We start from the raw sequence: 17,125 nt of genomic DNA, 5'->3' as shown, positions 1-17,125 counted from the left end.
AGATAGATACTTATGCTTCCCCAAGTCCTTCAGCGATAATCATTTCGTCTACTTTAGCCATTAATGATTCTTCATCGCTACCGTCAGCTGTAATTTTAACCGTATTGCCTTTTGAAACGCCAAGTGACATGACGCCCATAATTGATTTTAAGTTAACTTCTTTTTCTTTATAAAGCATTTTTACTTCAGCCGAAAATGGTGATACTGCGCCTACTAATTTTGATGCCGGACGTGCGTGAAGCCCTTCGTCGCTTGTAATAGTATAACTTTTTTCAATCATGTCCATTTCTCCTTTTTGATTAACGTTTAATTTCGGTTGTGAATTTATAGCGATCTGCCCGGTACGTACTGCGTACCAATTCAAATGGCAAGTCGCCATCCAAATAGCTGATGCGTTCAATCATTAAGATAGCGGCTGGCACATCGATTTGTAGCAGTTCGGCATCTTCTTTTTTGACCATTCCAGCTTCCATCCGCTGGGTGGCATGACTGATTTTCAGCTGCTGATTGTTTTCTATCATCGCATACAGCGATCCTTGTAGCAAATCTCGGTGCAGGCTCGGGACTCGGTCAACCGGCAAGTAAGTTCGTTCGATGGCCATGGTCTTGTCATCGGCAAAACGAATTCGTTCGATAAAGTAAACTTTGTCGCCGTCAACCAGTTGCAAATCGGCTGAAACATCAGCATCAGGTTCTAAAATTTCAAAGCCGATGATTTTATTACTCGGTACCATGCCGCGAGCTAGCATGTCTTCTGTAAAACTCGTCAAGCCATTTAATGGCTGCTCCACTTTAGGAGAAGCAACAAATGTGCCACGGCCTTTTTCTCGATACAGCAAACCTTCATTAACCAAGTTGGTAACCGACTGGCGCACCGTCATCCGGCTGACTCCGAAGGATTCGGTCAACTCACGTTCAGATGGAATCGCCGTGCCCACTAAAAAATCTCCTTGCTGAATTTGCTTTTTCAACTGTTCTTCTATTTGAATGTAAATCGGAATTGGCGATTGTTTGTCCAGCACTGTAATCACTCCTCGTTTGCCGCTACCAAGCTGTATGCTTCCTTATCCACAATTAGTGTAACACGATTGTGTTTCCACAAAAACGACGCTGGAAACTCTTCACTAACCCGCCCGGCCAACAAACGCTTGACTGCCTGCGCTTTATTTTTCCCGGAAACCAAAACGAGAATTTGCTTGCTTTTTAAAATCGACTCAATTCCCATCGTAATCGCATGTGTAGGGACTTCATCACGGTCACTGAAAAAACGGGCATTGCTGTTTCGTGTTGATGGATCAAGCGATACGCAATGTGTCACACTTTCCTCTTTCGTGCCAGGCTCGTTAAAGCCGATATGCCCGTTCATCCCCATACCGAGAATTTGTAAATCGGGTGGACCGATTTCATGGATCAATGCTTCGTAACGTGCGCATTCTGCTTCAACTGATTTTGCTTTGCCATCAGGAATATGCGTGTTTTCTAAATCAATATCAATATGACGGAACAGTTTTTTATTCATAAAATAGCGGTAGCTGTTTGGATGAGTTCCTGCTAATCCTCGGTATTCATCCAAGTTTACGGTATGAACTTTCTGATACGAAATCCCGCGTTCTTTGACACCTTGAATAAGGTTTTCATAAAGGCCAAGCGGTGTCGAACCCGTTGCAAGTCCGAGCACCGAATGATCGTTTTCTAAAATTTGTTGCTCTACTAACTCTGCCGCCTTGCTGCTCATCTCTTCGTAGTTTTCGACACGTATTAGTTTCATACTCGATTCTCCTTCTTATAAGCAATCGTTCCTCTGCAAATCGTCAGTTGAACAGTAAAGCTATCGTCGACAATCGCTACGTCTGCGTCCATGCCAGCTTTTAACTTGCCTTTGTTCGAAAGTCCCAGTGCGGCCGCTGCGTTGGCAGAAGTCATCGCCACTAGCTCATTCAAACTGCAATGTGTAATCGACTGGACATTTTGAATCGCCTTTTCCATCGTCAAAATACTGCCTGCTAATGTGCCATCAGCAAGTCGTGCATCTTTTTCAGTCACTTGCACATCTTGTCCGCCCAAATCGTAAACACCCGCTGACAAACCTTTCGCGCGCATCGCATCCGTAATCAGGATGACGTGTTCCGCCCCTTTTTGTCGGAAAGCCAGTTCAACAGCAGACGGATGACTGTGAATAAAATCGGCAATCACTTCTACTGATAAATCGTCTTCTAACAATGCGGCGCCTACTACGCCCGGATTGCGATGATGAAGTGGGCTCATTTGATTGTAAAGATGAGTCACATGTTTTGCTCCGCTACGCACAGCCTTTTGCACTTCTTCAAATGTAGCGTCTGAATGTCCAATCGATACAGTCACACCCTCGTTTGCTAAACTTTGGATAAACGTTGAGTCAGTTACTGTTTCAGGAGCCATTGTCACGACACGAATTTGATCACCGCTCAACTTTTGCCATTTATTAAATAGCGGCAAAGACGGATTGATAATGTGTTCAATGGGTTGAGCGCCTGCTCGTTTGTCTGAAATAAACGGACCTTCTAAGTGAACACCCAGCATTTCTGCCTGACCTTCTTGTGCTTTAAACGCTTGAATGTTTTGCAACGCTACTGAGATTGCTTCATCAGTTTGCGTCATCGTCGTCGCAAGAAAACTTGTCGTGCCTTCTTTTGGCAAAGCAGCGGCTAAGCCGTTCAATGCTTCGGGTGTACCGTCCATCACATCATGTCCAGCAGCTCCGTGAATATGGATGTCAATAAATCCTGGAAACGCCGTCCAATTTTTGCCGGTTGCATCGATATAGCTATCTGCTTGTACCTCAAGATTTTCAGCAACGCGTGTGATTTGTCCATCTTCTATCAAGATATCTCCTACAAAGCTTTCTTCGTTAGCATCCGCAATGGTGATGCCTGAAATCAATAAACTATTCTTCATTTGGACCACTCCTTGCGAAAAACCAGGAAAATCTTGGTAGATGTCCCTGGTTTTTCGGCTCTAGTTATTCGACTTTCAGAATGGAAGCCGTTCCTTGTTCTTGGAAGCCGTCTTTTATCATCGTCACTTTTTGTTCTGTTAAGTTTGTAAAAATTACCGGTGTCGCAATCGAAGGTGCATTTGCTTTTAAGAATTCCAGATCCAGTTTCAACAAAGCATCTCCGCGTTGCACGAATGTGTCTTGTTCTACTAATGTTTCAAAGCCTTGTCCTTTTAATTTGACCGTATCCAAACCAACATGGATTAACAGGTCAACTCCTGTATCTGTTTGAATACCAATGGCATGTTTTGTTGGGAACACACTAACAACACGACCATCGACTGGAGAGTAAAGAGTGTTGCCAGTTGGCATAATCGCAAATCCTTGCCCCATCATGCCTGTTGCAAATACTTCATCCGGCACTTCAGACAATGGAATGATGTCCCCTTGAATTGGCATTTCAAAATCTTTAGCAGCAATTGCTTGAACTGCCGCTGCTTCGTTTGTTTTTTCTTCTTCTATGACTGATAAATCACTAGGCGCGGGATTGCCATTCGCTAGACGTGGCTTCATCGCATCTGCTAAAAATTCTACTGCCGTTCCGATTACAACTTGAACGTTTGTTTTATTTATTTTCATAACGCCCATCGCACCATGGCGTTTTAATTCTTTCTCGTTTACACGGTCTGAATCTTTAACTGTCATACGAAGACGCGTCGTGCAATAATCGACTGCAACGACATTATCAACGCCGCCAAGCCCTTCAATTGTATGGAATGCGCGAACGTCAACTGCTTTATTGCCTGATCCTGCATTTTCTGCACCATCTTCGTCTTCATCTTCACGACCTGGTGTTTTCAAGTCAAGTTTGATAATCAAGAAGTAGAAAATCACAAAGTAAATGATTCCTATACCCAATCCAACGACAAGAAGCAATAACGGATTTGTTGCGAGACCATAATTGAGCACATAGTCAATCGCTCCTGCAGAGAAACCGAAACCGTGATGAATATCTAATGCATAAGAAACCATCATTGACACACCCGTGAGTAGAGCATGAATCACATATAATAGAGGAGACAAGAACATGAACGTGAATTCAATTGGTTCTGTGATCCCTGTTAAGAATGAAGTGAATCCGATACTGAAAAGCATCCCACCAACAACGGCTTTACGTTCTTTTTTAGCAGCCGCATACATCGCAAGACATGCTGCTGGTAAACCGAACATCATAATTGGGAAGAATCCAGATAAAAATGGCCCTGCTGTTGGATCGCCTTTTAGGAAGCGGTTAATCTCTCCACGTACCACTTCTCCAGATGCATCCGTAAATGTTCCAAAATCAAACCAAACAACTGTGTTGATCACGTGGTGCAAGCCGGTTGGGATCAACAAACGGTTTAAGAATCCGTATGCGCCTACTCCGAACATTCCGGCATTTAAAATCCACTCACCTGCACTATCAATTCCTTCTTGAATTGGTGGCCATGCATATCCAAGAACACCAGCTAAAATGGTCATCGTTGCTGCGGTAATAATCGGCACAAATCGTCTGCCTCCAAAGAAAGCAAGCCATTGTGGGAATTTCACATCATAGAATTTATTGTATAAAAGACCGCCAACGATACCGGATAAAATACCGGCAAAAACACCCATATTAATCGTATCGTTAATCGTTACGATCGCTGAAGTTAAGACGAGATAAGCGACAGCACCCGCTAAAGCTGCTCCACCGTTCCCATCATGAGCGAGACCCATGGCAATACCAATCGCAAAAATGATTGCCAAATTATCGATAATTCCGGCTCCGGCAGCTGACATAAACGGAATGCCAAGCATGTCATCTTGTCCAAAACGTAGCAATAACGCTGCGGCTGGTAATGTAGCGATCGGGAACATTAACGATTTCCCTATTTTTTGTAGAAAACTGAACATAAATTTCCACCCCTTTTATATATTCTTAATTTTCACTATAAACACAATCGGTATAGTTGTCTATACCAATTTGAGAATTTTTTAAAATAAAGTAAGCGTTTTCTTATGAATGCTTACAAATTCCAATATCTATGGCCTTTTTACATATCGACACGTGCAGCGAGCAAATTTTGGAGGGTGCTTGAAGATTGGCTTTGAGCGCACGGCAGGTTTTTCTGCCGTGCTTTTTTGTGTAATTGGGGTTTGGGGTAGATTTCTTGGGCCGCGCGTATTTTTGGGGGAGCGTGCGTATTTTCGGCGAAACGTGCGTATTTTCTCACGCACCGTGCGTATTCTCGTTGGAACGTGCATAACCTCCGCATCCGCGCGTATTTCTTCTGGACCGCGCATAAGCTCCGCTCAACCGTGCGTATTCTCACCGGAGCGCGCGTAACCTCCCCGGCACCGCGCATATTCCACGCCAAACGTGCATATCAAACTTCTACTTAAAATCCCCAACAAAAATTCAGGGGATTTCATCATTTTTTCAGCCAATAACTCGCTTTCAGTTATTCCTTGTTGACGAACTACTCGTCGAATAGCAAAAAAGAAGCAGAACGTTGAAGGACATCTACTCTCCTTTGCGCTGCTTCTTTAATGTTTAATACAATAAGTAATTTCTTCTAACTTTTTTAAACTCTTTTAACTCTCCTTGCCAACGCTCTTTCATTTCTTCTACGGTCATTCCTTCTTTTATGCCGCTACTGATCCATTCATTCCCTATCAAATTATTGAAGAATGAAGTTAATTGTAGTTGATCTGGATACAGATCATAAATAGTTTTGACTATGTGCAGTCCAGTCTCTATTGGAAGATAAGCTTCTCGATCGGTGACATGAACTTGGACACCATGCGATAACTTTCCAACATGTTTAGAAAACGCCGGCGTAAAAGAAGTTGCGCGGAAACTAACTCCTGGTAGTTGCAACGCATTTAGTTCTTGTGCAAGTTCCGTACTATTTATGAAAGGTGCGCCTATATATTCGAAAGGCTTTGTGGTGCCACGTCCTTCTGAGGCATTTGTTCCTTCGATCAATGCCGTTCCTGGATACACCAAAGCGGTATCGAGTGTCGGCATATTAGGTGATGGTGGTACGAACTCCAGACCCGTTTCGTCATAATAAGATTGTCGTTGCCATCCTTCCATTTTCACAACTGTTAAGTCTACGCCAATTTCAATTTCTTCATTAAAAAATTCTGCAAGTTCTCCAACGGTCATTCCGTGACGAAGAGGGATGGCGTATTGACCAACAAACGAAGCATACGCTGGGTCTAAGACTGGCCCTTCTACTTTTGTGCCGCCAAGCGGGTTAGGTCGATCTAGTACGATAAATGGAATGCCTTGCTCTTGTGCTGCTTCCATCGCTAAAGCCATAGTATAAATATACGTATAGAATCGCGCTCCCACATCTTGAATATCAAAGATTAACACTTCTATGCCTTCGAGCATTTCAGGCGATGGCTTACGAGTTTTTCCATAAAGACTATAGACAGGTAACCCGGTTACTTCATCAATATAATAATCAACGTACTGCCCTGCCTGCGCATCTCCTCGTACACCGTGCTCTGGTCCATATAATGCAGTCAAATTAATTTCCGGATCGTTGTTTAACAAATCGACAATGCTGTTTAGTTCCTGATCAACACCTGTCGGATTGGTAATTAACCCGACATTTTTTCCGCTTATCAATTCTTTTTGTTCTTCTAGTAATACTTCGACGCCAAGTTTGATATCTTTATGAGCTTTCCGATTGTCTTTTGATTTCCCATTGCCATTGTCATGGTCCGCAAACGCAATGGATAAAGAAGTTAATACTAATAAAATTGTTGTCAATAATGCTATCCACTTTTTCATTACTTTCCCCCCCTATGATTAATAATTTACTCCATGTCCATACTCATAAAGTATTTCTCCAGTTAGATTTGGAATCGTGACCGGCAGTTTACCTGTAGGGTTTAACTCACCCATTATTGCCGCGGCCATTGCCTTATAGCTTGCCGTACGGAAACTATATTGCGTCAAATAGGCATCAATTTCAGGGTATGCCATAATGTCGTAAGGATTTCGGATGGCTACCCCAACTACGGGTACTTGTGATTCAGCGATTACTTGATTGACTAATTTCATTTGATCGCTGTCTGGTGAACGTTGCGATAGTGATGATGTGGAAGTTCCAACAATTACGGCTTTTGCTATATTAATCGTTTCTAACTGATTTTCTGTTAAGGGTTTTGTGGATTCGATCCAAACCGTTCGATCGTGTTTTAATTTTATTTCTTCATATAATTCTGTTGAAGAAGAATTACCAACTACTACTAGTAACTCTTCAGCAGTTGGTGATAAAGGCAGTACACTTTCATTTTTTACTAAAGTAATGGATTTTTCAGCAGCTTCTTTTTCTACTTTTTTATGTTCTTCAGAGCCAACTACTTGTAATGCATTTGCTGTTTTCTCCTCTAATGAAACGGGTAATTCTTCTTTCAAAATACTCCGTTTCATTTTTAAACTTAGAATGCGTTTAGCAGATGCGTCAATACGTTCTTCTGTTACTTCACCTGAACGAACTGCTTCATAAAGACCTGTTGCCACTTGCTCGAGTCCAACTGGCATTAGGACAATATCAGTTCCAGCGTTTACTGCACGAATTACCGCATCTACTGGACCAAAATGATCAGCAATCGCTTGCATATTAAGTGCATCGGTAAAAATAACGCCTTCATAGCCCATATCTTCTCGCATTAACTCTGTCAAAACTTTATAAGAAAGCGTCGCTGGCAAATTGATTTCTGTGCCATCTTTTTGTGAAATGACTTTAGTATCGTCAATTTTTGGGAATGTTACATGAGCGGTCATGATGGCATCAATATTAGCTTCCATGGCTTTTTGGAAAGGGTACAATTCGACAGCTTTCAACCGTTCCAAATCGTAAGGTACAGACGGCAAACCAAGATGTGAATCTACCGCTGTATCTCCATGCCCTGGAAAATGCTTGGCAGTCGCAGCTGTTCCTGTTTGTTGCAGCCCTTTTGTATAAGCAACTCCTAGCTCAGCAACAAGTTCTGGCTTTTCCCCGAAAGAACGAACGCCTATAACGGGATTATCTGGATTGTTATTAATATCAAATGAAGGAGCAAAGTTCATATTGATGCCAAGTGCTGATAATTCTTCTCCAATTGCTCGTCCTACATTTTGAGTAACCTCTGTTGAACGCGTAGCACCAAGTGCCATATTGCCAGGCATGTCGGTACCGGACTGCAAACGAGTGACAATTCCACCTTCTTGGTCAATCGTCATTAACAAGTTATGCTTTTCAGCCGCCTGTTGGTAATCATTGACCAATTTAGTGGTTTGTTCCGTAGTTACTACGTTTTCACGGAATAAAATAACGCCGCCTAGATGATATTTTTTCACCAATTGTTCGATTTCAGGCAACAAAGTAGTGACATTCTGTCCATTCCATTTTCTGAAATCAGGCATTAACATTTGGCCAACTTTTTCTTCCATGGTCATTTGTTCGATTGCGTGATCGATTAATTGGTAGCGATCTCCACTTTCTTTGATTACAGAAACGATAAGCGCTGGTTTGCCTTTTTCTCCTTTAGTTTTCGCATCCGGCTTTACATGGATGGCAATTTTATCTGCGTACTTTCCATCAGTAACGTGAACAACGGTCTTTCCTGGTTTGCCCGCTACCGAAACAAGTCCAGTTGAATCGACTGTCGCTACAGTTTTGTTTGAAGAGTGCCAGTTTAGATTAGTTGTGGTGAGCTGATAATGTCCTTTATCCGCAAGATGCAATGCTTTAAGCTGAAGGCTATCGTTAACCGTGCCCACTTCAACTTCAGGAACGTTTTGAAGAATGACTAAATCTGTAACGAAACTTTCTGCTGCTGCTTTATCTGCTCCTGCATACAATGAAGAAACGATCAATGTGGTGATTAACATCGGCAATAATAACATTTTTTTCACGTTGTTCATTTTCCAGCCTCCTAATTAGTACTTGCGCAAGATCCACTCATTGTGACTCTTCATAGGTTCTAGTTTTTCATTGTCGGCAGCCAAATTTCTCACGTATAATCCGCGGCCATTAACCGAATTATCCGTGACGTAACGAAAACGAACAAACTGCGTTTCTTCAGGCAAGTTCAATTGATAATTTGTCCAGTGTTCGCTATTCCCTGTTAATTGAAGCAACGGTTCGCTCCAGTTTTCACCATCGGCTGATGTTTCGACATAGCCGTAATCCGAATTTTGTTCAATGCGATGCCATGCTTCAAAATGAAGTGAAGACGCCCCTTCTACAGCAATCGTCATTTGACGATTTTGCGTGTCTCCATATCCTGCAAACCACGCTTTTTCTTGATTTTTTATAGGAATGGCAATGGCGGCGGCAACTTTCCGTGCGAAGTCCCGACGAATGAAATTCGTTGATACGGTCGCTCTTGTAGGGTGCACGCGATTTGTTAACAAAATAGCCGTTGTGTGATTGGCACGATTTATAACAATGCTTGTCCCGGTATAACCAGTGTGACCAAATGAAGTCGAATCGGATAATGCATCCATATACCAGCCTTGGTTTAATTCCCAACCCAATCCGTGGTCAGATCCGGAAAATTCGGGAATTTGATTGGTTTCTAGCATGCGGACTGTTTCTTTTTTCAAAATTTGTTGTCCTGCGTATTTGCCGTCATTCAAAAACATATGTGCCAGCTTGCCTAAGTCTAGCGCCGTGGAAAACACGCCGGCATGACCCGCAACGCCATCAAGTGACCATGCATTTTCATCATGAACTTCCCCCCACACCATTCCTCGACCAATGGCCGGCTGATATTCCGTTGCCGCAATTCGATGTTTTAGTGAAGCCGGTGGGTTGTACATCGTATCTTTCATACCCAGTGGACCTGTTAGTTCTTTGCTAATAAATTCATCCAGACGCATACCTGAAAACTTTTCAACCAACGCCCCTAACGTAATTAAATTAAGGTCACTGTATTTATACGTAGTTCCGGGTGAATTGCTAAGAGGATAATTCAATACATAGTCAATTCGTTCTTCGCGTACTCCTTGCTGCTGATAGATTGGCACCCATGAAGTAAATCCAGAAGTATGTGTCATCAACTGTCGAATCGTTACGTCTTCTTTGCCATTCTCTGCAAACGCTGTCAAATGCATGCTGACTGGATCATCTAGCTGGAAAAAACCATCTTCGTACAAAATCATTGCGGCTGTAGTTGTAAAGATTTTGCTAATTGACGCAATATCAAATATCGTCTCTTTTGTCATGGCGACAGGGTTTTCCATTTCTGTTCGCTTGTCATCTTTATACAGAGCGGCATAGCCATAAGCGTCGTGTTTAACAATATGTCCACTTTTGGTGGCAAAAGTAACGATGCCCGGTGCCGTACCATTTTCTACCGCTGTATTCATCAGTCCATCAATTTGCTCTAACGGTTCTTTGATTAGTCCTGAACTTTGTGCAGATCCTTTATGTAGTACTGAAGATAATGGGGTTGGTGAATCCCATTGCTTAACTGAAGTAGCTGCCGTAGATGTTGGATGACTTAAAGGTAGTACTAGTACAATTGCTACAATTGCTACTGTTGCTTTGAGACTTAACCCTTTTTTCATGCTATCCCTCCAAATTCATTTTTATGATGCACAGCCTTTATTCTTTAAGGGTACCGAAAGCTTTACCAAGTTCCTATCCAACAATGGAGCTGTATTTACAATATATTCCGAATATTATATTTATAACTCCATTTACAATTACTTACTTGAATGAAATTTTACTGATTAAAAAGTAACGATTTTAAAGAAATTTAATTTCATTGCAATCAAACACTTTGTGATTAGATGTTCTCTATATCTCTTGTCTCCAAAAGAAAGAGTACATATTTTCTCAGCATCGTGGGTAATTTCCGCCTCCGCGCGTATTTCTTCTGGACCGCGCATAAGCTCCGCTCAATCGTGCGTATTCTCACCGGAACGCGCGTATCCACCCTCGCATCGCGCATATTCCACGCCAAACGCGCATATCCATCTCCCACTCACTACTCAGCAAAATTCCCCACAAAAAAACTGCAGCTAACTCGACTACTTCGAGTTACTCTACAGTTTGAATAGCTAATTTCTTCTTCAAATCCATTCAATTTGAAATTTAACGCCGCCTTTAATGGATGCCAGTAACGATAGATCTTCCTCTATCACTTTTCCAATCACATTCACTTTATCATCAGCCGGCAAGTCTCTTTTAACAATTTGCAGCTCGCCTCGATATCGACCATAACGTTCATTATCCACCGTGATACTTCCTTTAATTCGAAAAATGGTGTTTTCGGGTTTCAGTAGATGAGTGCCGATTAAGCCATATTGACGGGATTCCACCGACCGAATGCAATCCCGAGCAGCATCCCAACGATTGGTTTGAACTGGCATCTCGTCCACCTGCACGAAATTCTTTGCTCTCAGTGAAATAATCCCTTGCCCAAACATCTCAAATTGTTGCAAGCTTTTCTCGCTGAGCGTAATGTCACCAACCAGCACTTTATTTACTGCCCCGTTGCCTTTTAAATGTAAATAAGCTGCAAAAGGAGACATTCCTCGATGTTCCTCTAAAGTTGGTAGCCCTTTGTACAAAGGGCCTCGGAAAATTCCATCTCCCGGGATAAAAGCCATTACCGTTAAGCCTTCGCTTTTCAACCAAAGATTGGTTTTTACAAACTCCATAGAATCTAAACCGGTTTCTGGTCGCGGATAAAAATTATGCCACATTTCTACAGTTTCTTTCTGCATCCCTGATTCCACCAATGCAGCAAGTCCCTCTTTTGTTAATGTGCTGGCGTTTAATGCAATTTTCATCTTGTGCGACAATGCAGCAATTATTTTGTCATCAACTCCATAATCAATTCGTAAACCTGTCACACCCCAGTCCAACAAACCTTCTGCATTGTCCCAATCAAAGCCAAGATGAGCCAAAGATTGCGGTGCAATATCTGCTATTAATTCCATATCGAATTGCTGCGCCCAGCTTCCTAATTGCTGCAATCGTTCTTTATAGAAGAGTGGATTGTCCTCCGGGATATGTAGCGAAGTAAAAATAGAGGTAAATCCAATCTTACTCACTCGTTCAATATAAGGCTGTAACTGTTGAAACGACTCGTCTCCCAAATAAACCGAAATTCCAAGCATCTTGCTAGCTCCTCCTCAATATACATTCCATAGAAAAAAAGGGAGATCTCTCTCCCTTTTTTTAGATACCTTCTGCCATCTCTTCTTTGAATCCAAACAAATACGTAAAGATGAACCCAAAAATATACGAAACAACCAATCCGACAAAGTACCAAACATATTTACTTTCAGCTATTAAAGGAATCAATGAAATACCGGATACTCCGATTCCAAGAGCTGCTGTGTGCATGACTGCTTGGAAGGCACCACCAAAGGCAGCTCCCATGCAAGCCGTGATAAACGGACGACCAAGCGGTAAAGTTACACCGTAAAGCAATGGTTCTCCGATACCGAGAAAACCTACGGGTAATGCGCCTTTAATAATGTTCTTTAATCGTTGATTTTTTGTTTTAACAAATACTGCAATCGTTGCACCAACTTGACCCGCTCCAGCCATTGCCAAGATCGGCAGTAACGCTGTCGCTCCTACTGTGTTCATTAATTCTAAGTGAATGGGTGTCAGTCCATGATGCAAGCCAAGCATAACAAGTGGCAAGAAGAATCCCGCTAGAACCGCACCCGCTACAGCGCCACCAACATCAAGTACAGAAGTTAATACGGTCATGATGCCATCTGATAAAACACCTGCGACTGGCACAATCGCATAAAGAGAAAAGAATCCTACGATTAATAGCGTAAAGAGTGGTGTAAATAAAATATCGACTGAACTGTGCATCACTTTACGAACATTTTTCTCAACAAACGTCATTAACCAAGCGGCAAAAATGACTCCAAACAATCCACCTCTACCGACAATTAATGGTTCTCCATAAATGACAATATCGCCTAACAATGGATTGAACAAAATTCCTCCTGCAATCGCGCCAAGTACCGGTGTTCCTCCAAATTCTTTCGCTGTGTTCCAACCAACTAAAATCGCTAAGTAGGCAAATACCGTGCTGCCGAGCAATAATAAAATCTGCATCCATGTTTCCGTTCTATCAGCACCACCATTTATTGCAAAGTTAGCTGCTCCGTTAATCAGTCCTGAAGCTACTAACCCAGGAATCAACGGAATAAAGATATTTCCCACACTACGCAAAAACAATTTGAAAGGTGTTTTGTTTTTTTCTTTTAATTTCGCTTTTTTCATCACGGCTTTTTCTTCGAAACTCATATCCCCTTCACTTACGTCGGCCATTTCACCGATCGCCAGTCCAGTTTCCTTACTTATTTCAGCGGCCACTTTGTTGACTGTCCCTGGACCCACAACAATTTGAAGTGTATCGTCTTCGACAACTCCCATTACCCCGTCTACACGTTTGAGTTCATTAAGATTTACTTTGCTGTCATCTTTAATCGATAAGCGTAATCGCGTCATGCAATGTGCTACTTGGTTGATATTCTGTTTGCCACCAATTTTCTCGAGAATATCTTGCGCCATTTGCTGTTCTTTTTTCATACAACCCCTCCGCTCCTCTAAATGTTATAAAGCTTTGCGAACAAATCCACCTGCTATTTCTAGTTTTTCAATTGCTTGTTCTTTTGTACAATCTAGTAAACTCATGACAATTGCTGTCTTCACATGACCATCAGCTTTTTCATAAAAATGCTCTGCCGTTTCATAATCGACTTGCGTTGCATCCATAATAATCCGTTTTGATCGCTCAATAAGTTTTGCGTTCGTGGCTTGGACATCAACCATCAAATTCCCATAAACTTTCCCTACGCCAATCATTGCTGCTGTCGAAATCATATTTAGCACGAGCTTTTGAGCAGTTCCGGCTTTTAGACGCGTAGAACCCGTTAATACTTCTGCACCCGTTTCGATTTCGATTGCCGTATCGGCATAACGACTGATTTCCGACTGTGTATTGCATGAAACCGCAACCGTCTCTGCACCAATTTGTTTAGCATATTGAAGTGCGCCAATAACATAAGGCGTTCGGCCACTTGCAGCAATGCCAACAACCGTATCGTTTTTTGTTAAAGAAATCGCTTCCAAATCGTCCTTGCCGAATTGACGACTGTCTTCCACACCTTCAATAGCTGTCTTTATCGCTTCTGCACCACCTGCAATAATTCCAACGACTTGATCTGGTGAAACACCAAAAGTCGGAACACATTCAACTGCATCCAAAATTCCTAAGCGTCCGCTCGTTCCAGCGCCAATATAAATCAATCTTCCTTTTTTCTTAAAGGAATGAATGACCTTTTCTACGGCCACTTCAATGCTCGCTAATTCTTTTTCAATGATTCCCGGAACGCTTTTGTCTTCTTGGTTCATCGTTCTCAATATTTCTAGTACTGACATTTCATCCATTTTCATGGTGTGATTGTTACGTTTTTCTGTGGACAAATTCTCCAGCATCAGCTCACCTCTTCTTTACATTGATTTCTTGTCTTCATTCTATCCTTAAGAAATTTAATGTCAATATATTTTGAATAAAATATGAATTTAAATTTCATAAAGTATAAAAAAAAGAGCCGGATTTTCGACTCTTATCTTCTCAAACGCTCCATTTCACCGCGCGCATCATAATATTGTTGCAATACGTTTTCTCCAACATAATGAAAAATACTCAAATACAAGGTATCAATCACCGTCAATTGTGTCATTCGAGAAGCAAGACTACCAATGCGAAAATCTTGTTCAACATTCGGTGTACATAAGTGAATGTCCGCTTCTTTGTATAAAGGAGATTTACTAAGCGTGGTGATGGCAATAACAGTCGCACCTTTTCTTTGGGCGAATCGAGTAAGCTCTAGCACGTCTTTGGTTTTTCCAGATGTACTAATCGCAACGAAAACATCTTTCTCTGTCAAATGTGGAATCACAGAAAGCATATGATGAAAATCCAATGAAGTAATTGAATGATACCCAAGTTTTGTGAATTTATATTGCGCATCCATTGCCGCTGTCGAAGAACCGCCAACGCCAAAAAAAACAATTTTGCGTGCATCGCGTATTGCATCTACTGCTTTCATTAACTCTTTCCGATCTAGTGAATCGGCACATGATTCAACTGCTGACTTGTTTACCTGAATCACTTTATGAAAAAGGTCATATGGTGAGTCTTTTTTATTCAACACTGAAAAATCCGTTAAACTTGTATCTGTTAAGCTTAAGTCTTTCATCAGAGCGAGCTTAAAAGATTTATAACTTCCAATACCGATAGACTTACAAAAGCGAATAATTGTCGCTTCACTCACAGCTGCTTTTTTTGAAAGTTCTTTTGTCGTCATATGTGGAACCGCTTCAGAATTCCCAAGTACGTATTCTCCAATGCGTCGCTCTGCTTCCGATAATTCCGAAAGGGCTTGTTCGATTTTCTGTCGTAAAGAAGTCATTTTTAACCCCCTGTATTTCTGTTAGTATGCGCTGTATGTATTATCTTAAACTCTTTTGTTCAACTTATATAGCATACACGAATTTTTTGTATGAATTGAACGTGATTTTAAATTTTTCTACACATCAGAACTTAATAAATCCCTTTATAAACAAGGAGCATCCTTAGGTATAAGGATAATGATCGAGGTGAAACTATTATTTTGTTGACAGTTTCATTAAACAGGAATAGAGTAGGCTCATATTTTACTTCGATAGTATGAGGAAGTGTCTAGTATGCGGTCCTGGAAAAAAAAGCGGATGTCTGTTTCTCCGCCATTGGTGATATCCGGAAGCTTTTTGTTTTTAATTTTAGTGGGCACTTTACTTTTGAAGCTACCGTTCGCCACTACCCAGCCGATTTCTTGGACTGATGCCTTGTTTACTGCTACATCTGCTACTACGGTGACAGGACTAAGTGTCTTTGATCCAGGGACTGTCCTTACTGCTTTTGGAGAATTGGTTCTTCTTGTGCTCATTCAGTGCGGCGGCATTGGCTTAATGACTTTTGCGGTCGCGATTCTTATTTTATTCCGCAAAAAAGTTGGTCTTCAAAGTCGAATCTATCTGCAGGAATCCTTCACACAAAGCTCAATTGGTGGCATCGTCAAGCTCGTCAAATTGATTTTGACGTTTGCTTTAACGATAGAAGCTGTTGCAACCATCCTTTTGACTATTTACTGGATACCGCAATTTGGTTTTAAAGATGCACTCAATTACAGCATTTTTCATGTTATCTCTGCTTTTAATAACGCAGGATTTTCTTTATTCCCTGACAACATGATCAGTTTTGCTGGCGATCCACTGGTGACGATATTGATTTCTTCCTTGTTCATTATCGGAGGAATTGGTTTCACAGTCGTTATGGATGTTGCACAAAAGAAATCATTTCGCCGGTGGGCATTGCACACGAAGTTAATGGTAGGCGGTACCTTAATTTTAAATAGCTTAGCCATGTTGGTGTTCTTCCTATTGGAATACAATAATCCGGGAACGCTCGGCAATATGTCGTTGTTTGATAAACTGGTGACGTCTTATTTTAGTGCCGTGACGCCACGAACTGCTGGATTCAACATGCTGGACTACGGCGCACTTGAAGACCCGACTTTGTTGTTCACAATGCTGTTGATGTTTATTGGCGGCGGCAGTGCGTCAACCGCTTCGGGCATTAAGCTGACCACTTTTATTGTGGTTATCCTAGCTACCGTTTCTTTTCTGCGCTCACGGCGAGAACCAGAAATCTTTGGCCGCTCTATTCGACTAGAGACCGTCATTCGCTCACTTGCCATCACGACGATTAGCGTCTTGCTCGTTGTTTTATTCTTATTCCTATTAACCGTATCCGAAAAAATCCCGTTCTTGCCTTTAGCATTTGAAGTCGTCTCAGCGTTTGGAACTGTCGGCTTGTCGATGGGCATTAGCGGAGACATGACTAGTATTGGCGAAGTTTTATTAAGCATAGTCATGTTTACAGGCCGCATCGGTCCATTGACCTTGTTCTTTATCTTAATGAAACCGCGCAAAGAAAATTATCGATATCCTTATGACCCAGTATTTACTGGATGAACGCAAAAAAGCGCAGTTCCGAATGTTTCGGAACTGCGCTTTTTATCAGCGTTTT

At 41.8% G+C, this 17,125-nt stretch carries 13 protein-coding genes; 1 reads left to right on the top strand and 12 read right to left on the bottom strand.

The genetic code is table 11. The features are described from left to right. Nucleotides 1-10: 10 nt before the first annotated feature. From MLE13_RS10155 to MLE13_RS10100, 12 genes are all read right to left on the bottom strand, one after another. Nucleotides 11-280 carry a phosphocarrier protein HPr gene (locus tag MLE13_RS10155; RefSeq protein ID WP_276323893.1) on the bottom strand — a complete coding sequence of 90 codons (270 nt, stop codon included), beginning with the start codon at nt 278-280 and terminating at the stop codon, nt 11-13. Nucleotides 281-299: 19 nt separating this feature from the next. Beyond that, entirely contained in the window at nt 300-1,022 is a 723-nt protein-coding gene (locus MLE13_RS10150; RefSeq protein ID WP_240749599.1) for a GntR family transcriptional regulator, read from the bottom strand. A gap of 5 nt (nt 1,023-1,027) precedes the next feature. Then, nucleotides 1,028-1,768: a glucosamine-6-phosphate deaminase gene (nagB, locus tag MLE13_RS10145; RefSeq protein ID WP_240749598.1), complete on the bottom strand. Its 741-nt coding sequence runs from the start codon at nt 1,766-1,768 to the stop codon at nt 1,028-1,030. Next, nucleotides 1,765-2,934, bottom strand: coding sequence for an N-acetylglucosamine-6-phosphate deacetylase (gene nagA, locus MLE13_RS10140; protein WP_240749597.1), 1,170 nt, complete (start codon nt 2,932-2,934; stop codon nt 1,765-1,767). The genes nagB and nagA overlap by 4 nt, the downstream gene beginning before the upstream one ends. 64 nt (nt 2,935-2,998) lie before the next feature. Continuing rightward, on the bottom strand, nt 2,999-4,909 hold the full coding sequence (gene nagE / locus MLE13_RS10135) for an N-acetylglucosamine-specific PTS transporter subunit IIBC (protein WP_240749596.1): 1,911 nt from the start codon (nt 4,907-4,909) through the stop codon (nt 2,999-3,001). 640 nt (nt 4,910-5,549) lie between these two features. Further along, on the bottom strand, nt 5,550-6,803 hold the full coding sequence (locus MLE13_RS10130) for an exo-beta-N-acetylmuramidase NamZ family protein (RefSeq protein WP_240749595.1): 1,254 nt from the start codon (nt 6,801-6,803) through the stop codon (nt 5,550-5,552). Nucleotides 6,804-6,821: 18 nt separating this feature from the next. Further along, on the bottom strand, nt 6,822-8,927 hold the full coding sequence (locus tag MLE13_RS10125) for a glycoside hydrolase family 3 protein (RefSeq protein WP_240749594.1): 2,106 nt from the start codon (nt 8,925-8,927) through the stop codon (nt 6,822-6,824). Nucleotides 8,928-8,942: 15 nt separating this feature from the next. Then, on the bottom strand, nt 8,943-10,577 hold the full coding sequence (locus tag MLE13_RS10120) for a serine hydrolase domain-containing protein (RefSeq protein ID WP_240749593.1): 1,635 nt from the start codon (nt 10,575-10,577) through the stop codon (nt 8,943-8,945). Between the two features lie 507 nt (nt 10,578-11,084). Beyond that, nucleotides 11,085-12,137 carry a DUF871 domain-containing protein gene (locus tag MLE13_RS10115; RefSeq protein WP_240749592.1) on the bottom strand — a complete coding sequence of 351 codons (1,053 nt, stop codon included), beginning with the start codon at nt 12,135-12,137 and terminating at the stop codon, nt 11,085-11,087. Between the two features lie 61 nt (nt 12,138-12,198). Then, on the bottom strand, nt 12,199-13,578 hold the full coding sequence (locus MLE13_RS10110) for a PTS transporter subunit EIIC (RefSeq protein WP_240749591.1): 1,380 nt from the start codon (nt 13,576-13,578) through the stop codon (nt 12,199-12,201). Between the two features lie 24 nt (nt 13,579-13,602). Further along, nucleotides 13,603-14,487 (bottom strand): N-acetylmuramic acid 6-phosphate etherase, encoded by an 885-nt coding sequence (gene murQ / locus MLE13_RS10105; RefSeq protein ID WP_240749590.1) that lies wholly within the window; start codon nt 14,485-14,487, stop codon nt 13,603-13,605. A 131-nt stretch (nt 14,488-14,618) separates the two neighbouring features. Continuing rightward, a complete protein-coding gene (locus tag MLE13_RS10100) occupies nt 14,619-15,467 on the bottom strand; it encodes a MurR/RpiR family transcriptional regulator (protein ID WP_240749589.1) in 849 nt (282 codons plus the stop codon). Nucleotides 15,468-15,741: 274 nt separating this feature from the next. Between MLE13_RS10100 and MLE13_RS10095 the strand changes: the two genes are divergently transcribed. Next, on the top strand, nt 15,742-17,070 hold the full coding sequence (locus MLE13_RS10095; RefSeq protein WP_240749588.1) for a TrkH family potassium uptake protein: 1,329 nt from the start codon (nt 15,742-15,744) through the stop codon (nt 17,068-17,070). The last annotated feature ends 55 nt before the right edge of the window (nt 17,071-17,125 follow it).

It is taken from the genome of Planococcus halocryophilus, from assembly GCF_022489025.1.
GTDB classification, from domain to species: Bacteria; Bacillota; Bacilli; order Bacillales_A; family Planococcaceae; genus Planococcus; species Planococcus halocryophilus_A.
The sequence above is the reverse complement of the archived record's forward strand: the minus strand, read 5'-3'. Positions and strand labels throughout refer to the sequence as shown.

What these genes read in the sequence shown, in the direction of transcription:
- MLE13_RS10155 (WP_276323893.1), bottom strand. Translation starts at nt 280, where the DNA reads ATGATTGAAAAAAGTTATACTATTACAAGCGACGAAGGGCTTCACGCA.
- nagB (WP_240749598.1), bottom strand. Translation starts at nt 1,768, where the DNA reads ATGAAACTAATACGTGTCGAAAACTACGAAGAGATGAGCAGCAAGGCG.
- nagA (WP_240749597.1), bottom strand. Translation starts at nt 2,934, where the DNA reads ATGAAGAATAGTTTATTGATTTCAGGCATCACCATTGCGGATGCTAAC.
- nagE (WP_240749596.1), bottom strand. Translation starts at nt 4,909, where the DNA reads ATGTTCAGTTTTCTACAAAAAATAGGGAAATCGTTAATGTTCCCGATC.
- MLE13_RS10130 (WP_240749595.1), bottom strand. Translation starts at nt 6,803, where the DNA reads ATGAAAAAGTGGATAGCATTATTGACAACAATTTTATTAGTATTAACT.
- MLE13_RS10125 (WP_240749594.1), bottom strand. Translation starts at nt 8,927, where the DNA reads ATGAACAACGTGAAAAAAATGTTATTATTGCCGATGTTAATCACCACA.
- MLE13_RS10120 (WP_240749593.1), bottom strand. Translation starts at nt 10,577, where the DNA reads ATGAAAAAAGGGTTAAGTCTCAAAGCAACAGTAGCAATTGTAGCAATT.
- MLE13_RS10115 (WP_240749592.1), bottom strand. Translation starts at nt 12,137, where the DNA reads ATGCTTGGAATTTCGGTTTATTTGGGAGACGAGTCGTTTCAACAGTTA.
- MLE13_RS10110 (WP_240749591.1), bottom strand. Translation starts at nt 13,578, where the DNA reads ATGAAAAAAGAACAGCAAATGGCGCAAGATATTCTCGAGAAAATTGGT.
- murQ (WP_240749590.1), bottom strand. Translation starts at nt 14,487, where the DNA reads ATGCTGGAGAATTTGTCCACAGAAAAACGTAACAATCACACCATGAAA.
- MLE13_RS10100 (WP_240749589.1), bottom strand. Translation starts at nt 15,467, where the DNA reads ATGACTTCTTTACGACAGAAAATCGAACAAGCCCTTTCGGAATTATCG.
- MLE13_RS10095 (WP_240749588.1), top strand. Translation starts at nt 15,742, where the DNA reads ATGCGGTCCTGGAAAAAAAAGCGGATGTCTGTTTCTCCGCCATTGGTG.